The sequence below is a fragment of the Anabaenopsis arnoldii genome, assembly GCF_028331025.1.
Taxonomy (GTDB): Bacteria; Cyanobacteriota; Cyanobacteriia; order Cyanobacteriales; family Nostocaceae; genus Anabaenopsis; species Anabaenopsis arnoldii.
Map to the genome: position 1 here is coordinate 1 of NZ_JAQMUH010000030.1, position 5,887 is coordinate 5,887.

Annotated in this window: 6 protein-coding genes; 2 read left to right on the forward strand and 4 right to left on the reverse strand. The window is 41.2% G+C overall.

The features are described 5' to 3' along the window. The first annotated feature begins 190 nt into the window (after positions 1 to 190). Positions 191 to 430 carry a hypothetical protein gene (locus PN457_RS02125; protein WP_271731006.1) on the forward strand — a complete coding sequence of 80 codons (240 nt, stop codon included), beginning with the start codon at positions 191 to 193 and terminating at the stop codon, positions 428 to 430. A 110-nt stretch (positions 431 to 540) separates the two neighbouring features. On the opposite strand, the gene PN457_RS02130 is transcribed toward PN457_RS02125, so the two are convergent. The 3 genes from PN457_RS02130 to PN457_RS02140 are packed head-to-tail and all read right to left on the reverse strand — an operon-like array spanning position 541 to position 4,027. Further along, a complete protein-coding gene (locus tag PN457_RS02130; RefSeq protein WP_271731009.1) occupies positions 541 to 1,674 on the reverse strand; it encodes a Gfo/Idh/MocA family protein in 1,134 nt (377 codons plus the stop codon). 23 nt (positions 1,675 to 1,697) lie between these two features. Beyond that, on the reverse strand, positions 1,698 to 2,840 hold the full coding sequence (locus tag PN457_RS02135) for a DUF1822 family protein (protein ID WP_271731016.1): 1,143 nt from the start codon (positions 2,838 to 2,840) through the stop codon (positions 1,698 to 1,700). 41 nt (positions 2,841 to 2,881) lie between these two features. After that, on the reverse strand, positions 2,882 to 4,027 hold the full coding sequence (locus PN457_RS02140) for a sigma-70 family RNA polymerase sigma factor (protein WP_271731011.1): 1,146 nt from the start codon (positions 4,025 to 4,027) through the stop codon (positions 2,882 to 2,884). 457 nt (positions 4,028 to 4,484) lie between these two features. Here PN457_RS02140 and PN457_RS02145 point away from each other — a divergent pair, with 457 nt between their 5' ends. Then, a complete protein-coding gene (locus PN457_RS02145; protein WP_271731012.1) occupies positions 4,485 to 4,952 on the forward strand; it encodes a DUF2214 family protein in 468 nt (155 codons plus the stop codon). Between the two features lie 4 nt (positions 4,953 to 4,956). Here the strand turns inward: PN457_RS02145 and PN457_RS02150 are convergent, their stop codons facing one another. Continuing rightward, a complete protein-coding gene (locus tag PN457_RS02150; RefSeq protein WP_271731014.1) occupies positions 4,957 to 5,556 on the reverse strand; it encodes an MBL fold metallo-hydrolase in 600 nt (199 codons plus the stop codon). Between the last annotated feature and the right edge of the window lie 331 nt (positions 5,557 to 5,887).

Here is a 5,887-nt window from a genome sequence, read left to right on the forward strand (position 1 = left end):
CACCTATGCTATTGGTCATGTGACCGTACTAGCTAAGTCATTTAGTTACGCTTACTAATGACTTGAATCGCTGCATTTAATTAGGATCTCAGTTTACTAGATAGCTGTTCAGGGATACACCTATTAATTATTATCCCTGACGGCTAATTCCGGAAAAAACTATCGCTACAAATACTTGAGGAGCAATAAAATGGCTAACATTATTCTTTCTGAACTCAACAATGCTGGTGTGGAATTATTTCAAGATTCTGAAAGTTTTCTCAATGAACTTAAAGATGTAGATGCTGTTTCTGGAGGTGAAAGCAGTGTTTCTAATAGTGGATATGTCAGCGATATTTCTACATTAACTAAGTTAGCTGAAGCTTTTGTAAGCACCTATGCTATTGGTCATGTGACCTACCTAGCTAAGTCATTTAGTTGGGGTTACTAATTTAATTAGGATCTCAGTTTACTAGATAGCTGTTCAGGGATACATCTATTAATTATTATCCCTGACAGCTATAGCATTTCCCAGCGGGGAATCAATTAGTGTCTACTTGATTAGACACCATCAGTGAGGAACTTTTCCAGGTTGGGGACATCTACCCAACTTGATGTTGTGTGAGATTTATGAGATAAATCCATTAACAGTTGAGAATAAACTCCTTCTCGCAAGGATGGGACTATTAGCTGTTGGCGTTCAATTCCTTGTACCCATTGGTCTACTACACGGGTAAATGCACAAATACGCCCGTCTGGGTGATGTTGGGGAAAAACTAACCGGTTGGGTATTTCAATTTCTTGGAGAGGTTGACCAGGTTGGCAACCCCACACGCGAAATCCATGTATATAATCTTTTTGATTTTCACTACCTAAAACTAGGGTACCGCGATCGCCATACACTTCTATCCAATGTGTGCGAGATGCGTAAACTACAGCACTGATAGCAAGTTGACAAGGTGTACCATCAGCTAATTCTAAAGATAGCAGACAGTTGTCATCTGTATTGACTGGTTTTAATTCTCCAATACTGGGGTCAACCCGTGCGGGAATGGCGGTAGTCAGGTAGGCGTTTAATCTGCTGACTGGTCCAAAGAGCCAGGAGATATAATCAAAGGCGTGGGACCCTAAAGAACCTAATGCACCGCCTCCCTGTTCTTGACAGGAATACCAGTTCCATGGGCGTTCGGTATCCGCGCGGGAAGAACCTAACCAATCAATTTTAATTAAGCGCTTGTTACCTACATAGTTTTTAGCTAATAATTCGGCGAATAATTGCCATGCTGGAACAAAGCGAAATTCAAAATCTACTATAGCAGTTACGCCTTGGGCTTGGGCTAATTGATATAATTCTTTAGCTTCTAAGACATTTAAAGTTGTGGGTTTTTCTAATAATAAGTGTTTCCTGGCTTGCAGGACTGCTTTAGCCATTTCATAGTGGAGAAATGGGGGTGTTGCTATACTCACCGCTTGCACTGCTGGTAATGCCAAAATATCGGTAATATTGTCGCAGGCGTGGGGGATATGATGAGTTTGGGCGATGGTTTGGGCTTGATGAATATCTCGATGATAAACGGCGACTATTTCGGTGCGATGATGGGCTTTAAATCCAGGAATGTGGACTTTTTGACCAAATCCAGTACCGATAACTGCCACGCCGATTTTATTTTGATTGATGGGGATTTGAGAAGGCATAAAGTCAGGATGGGGTTTTACCGTTAAAATTTTAATATTTCTCGGTCATAGTTATCGGGATGGGGTTCTGTTTCCCAGACTATACCTTCTCCTGGTTCTAATGCAACCTCTATATAAAGTTGTTCCACCGCAGTGGTGGCTATATCTTCATTATTGGGAAATGGTTGTAAGTCTTCGGTGAGGAGTCTGAGTTTAAAACCCCCAGGAATGCCTGCGCCTATGATAGTATGACGTAACTCAAACCGCCAATGTGTGATGTGGGGTTGACCTTGGGGTGTAATCACCAGTTCATATAATTGACCCGCGATCGCTAGTTGGCGCGATAAAGTCACTCTTGGTTGATTTTCCGTGATATTTCGCGCCCCAGCCCTATTGGGTTGCAGATTGATCTTTTCCCACCCGACTACCATTTCCGACACACCGCTGTTTAACCATTGTGTGACTGAGCGTTGTTCTGGTAGTCCCAAACGTTGTTCATATAATCGTTGTCGCCAACCTCCATGGCCAATTAATCCCCCCCACAATGGAAAAGGCACTGTTAAACCGGGGTTAATTATGGCTGGATTTCCCAGGCGGGTAATTAAATTTTCCGCTTGTGCTTGTGGTATATTTGGTAAGTCTATGATGGCAGTTCGTGTAATTTCATCACTGCAAAATTCTCGCGCTACCCCTAATACACTCATATCGGTAATAATATAATCTTGCTCCAGAGCATAGGTGCGATCGCTTGGCTGATAATTACCTTTGGTTTTGAGTTGTTGATGGGTACAATAGCCCCAAACCCTAACATAGCCATCATCTGGTTCTACTTGCACTCCTAAGTAATAATCCCCCGCCCAGGTAGGAATATCTACCCATTCCTGGGGTACACGCAATTCACTACAATCAATATTTTCACTGGGAACCAAAATAAATCTCACTGCGTCTACTGTGATAGCAGTACCATTGACTAGCTCCGAAAAACTAGGTAAAGCGGTGGTATTAGGCCAAACTTGGGCTTGGGGTGTGAAGTCTGACTGTAACCAAGGTAAGACAGCACCCAAACACAGTTGATTGATATAGGCTTGATAATTGTTCCGAGAGTGAATTGCAGATTGTATAGTATCTGGAATTGCTAAAATTATGTCTGTAAAAACATAATTTAAGATGGGGGTATTAATATTCATGGGGTTTTCTCCGGATAATTTGGCGGCTTTTCCTCTACGCATTAAGTAGAAATGCTGTAGTGTTTTTGCAACCATTCCTCAATCACAGGACTCATGCTAGTTAGTAGGTCTGTGTTGACGGAAATATGCAAAGTATTCCGACTCCAATTAGCCAGAGTTCGCAGTAATATTGTTTTAGCTGTTGTCAATCGCCGGGACACTGTATATTGCTTGATTTCTAACTGTTTGGCAATGACATTTTGATTGTGCTGTTGACCATAGTATAGTTGTAAAATATTTTGCAATTGCGGTTCAAGTTGGGTGATGGTATCCCCTAAAAGTCGGTTAATCTGCATTTGCACACCCGCGCGGGTTTGGGCTTCTTCAGCGGCGATAATTCCATCGATTAAAGATGCTGGTTCGGTTCCTGGTAGATCTACCCCTGGTAGATAATCAAGGGAATCCTTCCGGGGGTAAAGATATTTTCTCACGGCTGTTGCCGCACTGAGGAGCCAATTTTCTAAGGTTTTGGGGTTGACTTTAGAGCGAGTTTGTGTATTATAAATCTGGGCGATCGCTTGCCAAATTTGCTCATCTGGTGGAGCTAGTTGGCGACAATTACCAGGTTGGGGGATATATAAAGTTTTAAAACATTGCCAAGCCACAGTATAAGCGTCAATGGTATCTGAGGAGTACCCAGCATTTTTGAGAGCGTCATGGAAACGCATTTGTGATGTTTTCCTTAACAGACCCCAGTCTGTACAAATATCCACTTCCCCAACTTGGCGACAATATTCCCGGATAGCATTCCCAAACACAATACTGGCATAACTTTTCAAACTACTGCTGTAATTAGGATTAAAACCTTGGAAAACTTTATTAACTTGGGCGATCGCTATTTGAAAACAATCTGATATTTTGTATTGGGTACTCAGGAAGTTAGCGACTGTTTTTTGAGAACTCCAATAGCAAGCTTCTTGTAAATATGCTGTCAGATGTTGCTGCGCCAAAAATTTAGTTTCTGCAACTTCCCAAGACTTATACCAATATATAACCCAAAAGTTTTCAGTTGTATTTTTTGTGGTTTGTTGCAGACAACGTTGAATGCTGCGACGCAATCTTGATTCTGTCGCCCAATGACTGAATCTGTCTCCCTGAAACTGTAAGAAGGTGGAAAAAATTTCTATGATAGTAGGCCGGGGTTGCATAAAAAATGAGAAACTGACCTAAAGGAAAAATCAAAGGTAAAACAATACCAGCACTTTACTACACAAAAGATAATCACAATATCTAAAAAAATGCGGTTGATGTTGATTCACCAAAGAATATTATCTAAAAGTTGGGATAACAAATAATATTCGGAAATTTCAATAGATCAAGATTAATAGTTTTAGCCGTTACTAATAATCATTACAGGACTGTTTGTGATCACAAATAATTGCCTGGGTCTGGGCGAATATGATGCTGTGCTAGGTGGTAGCCAGGAAAACTGAAAATAAACCTCTATTTTATACTCTTTAACTCACGAACTACACTGGTGGTCAAACTTAGGCAATACAGATTAGCCAGTTTAGTGTACAATTTATAAGGAATTTACCGAAAATAAAAGATGAGATGGTTTCGGCTCCAAAATAAATACTAAAATCGCAAAATCTAGAAATTATTATGTTGATAAGTGCCGTTGTTGCATATTTGCATTACTTGGGGTTGATGTTGTCTTTTGGAGCGCTAGTTTTAGAGATATTCATCTTAAACTCTCAAAAGGAGTTGAGCTTAAATGAGGCTTGGAAAATTGTCATTGCTGATACTGTGTATGGTATATCAGCGGTAATGATTTTGGCTACAGGTGTATTACGTGTTCTTTACTATGGTAAAGGCTCGGAGTACTATTTAAATAATCCTGTTTTTTATACGAAAGTAGCTATCTTTCTGTTGGTAGGTGGTTTGTCTTTGTATCCGACAGTTTCTTTTATTAGTTGGGTTCCTGCTCTCCAAAAGGGGACAGCCCCCAAGGTTGAATCAACTCAAGTAAATCGTCTGATCTGGTTAATTAGAACTGAAATTGTTGGTTTTGCACTGATTCCCCTGTTGGCTGCACTCATGGCCAGGGGAATAGGTTACCCAGTGAGTTGAGTAATTATAAGGTGGCTAGCAAATCCTGCAAGCGATCGCGACCATCCCGAAACACAGGCCAACCGTCCCCCACCAATACAGCTTCTACGTGGGGTAGTGCTGCTAGGCGTTGCACAGAAGCCACAGCCGCTTGACGGTTGAGCAACTTCTCATCAGGTAAGATGGTTAAACTACCAGCCTTGCGAGCGCGTACAAGGTCTCCGGTAATCAAAGTTGTTTCCTCTAGTAACAAGGCCAACTCCCCCGGTGTCTTAGAACCGTGAAGTTCTAACACCTTTAATCCGGGGACAACTTCATCACCATCACCTAACCAGCGATCGCAACGTATGGGAAAATTATCCTTTTCCTTCACAGGTCCGGCGATTTTAGCATAAGTTTGGTCAGCGATTTCCTTAGCAGACCTGATATGCTCAGAATTAGTCAACACAATCCAAAGCACACCACCGAGGGATTGCAAATGATTCCAATCATGATTTGATAAAGCTACTGGGTCAATGAGGATATTTCCCTGTGGACGCACCCAAGCAACCCCATGGAAATCAATATTTCTTGTGGGATTGAAAGTAGACCAGCCATATAGATCGGGACGGTGTAGAGATTTCATAAAAATTCTGGTTTAGTACCTTCAATAGCTCTGGATTTATAGTTCAATTTCAATAATGTATCAATAATCCCATCTTTAATTCAATGCTTATAGCCATTTTTTGGCAATTAGTCCCTGGGTGAGCAGCTTAACCACTCAATTACTCGCAAAGTATTTTAGAGGATGTTTGTCAAGTTTTGACCCCACCCCCTTCCTTACAAGGGTAGGTTTTTAATATGATCTGTGAAGGCAAGACCACCGAAGACAAGGAAGGAAAGTGGACAAGGAAGATTTTATCCGGACAATGGTCTTTTAAGGGGCTATTTTTCTTACTAAGAATACAGACTTTGTA

What these genes read in the sequence shown, in the direction of transcription:
- PN457_RS02150 (WP_271731014.1), bottom strand. Translation starts at nt 5,556, where the DNA reads ATGAAATCTCTACACCGTCCCGATCTATATGGCTGGTCTACTTTCAAT.
- PN457_RS02130 (WP_271731009.1), bottom strand. Translation starts at nt 1,674, where the DNA reads ATGCCTTCTCAAATCCCCATCAATCAAAATAAAATCGGCGTGGCAGTT.
- PN457_RS02125 (WP_271731006.1), top strand. Translation starts at nt 191, where the DNA reads ATGGCTAACATTATTCTTTCTGAACTCAACAATGCTGGTGTGGAATTA.
- PN457_RS02140 (WP_271731011.1), bottom strand. Translation starts at nt 4,027, where the DNA reads ATGCAACCCCGGCCTACTATCATAGAAATTTTTTCCACCTTCTTACAG.
- PN457_RS02145 (WP_271731012.1), top strand. Translation starts at nt 4,485, where the DNA reads ATGTTGATAAGTGCCGTTGTTGCATATTTGCATTACTTGGGGTTGATG.
- PN457_RS02135 (WP_271731016.1), bottom strand. Translation starts at nt 2,840, where the DNA reads ATGAATATTAATACCCCCATCTTAAATTATGTTTTTACAGACATAATT.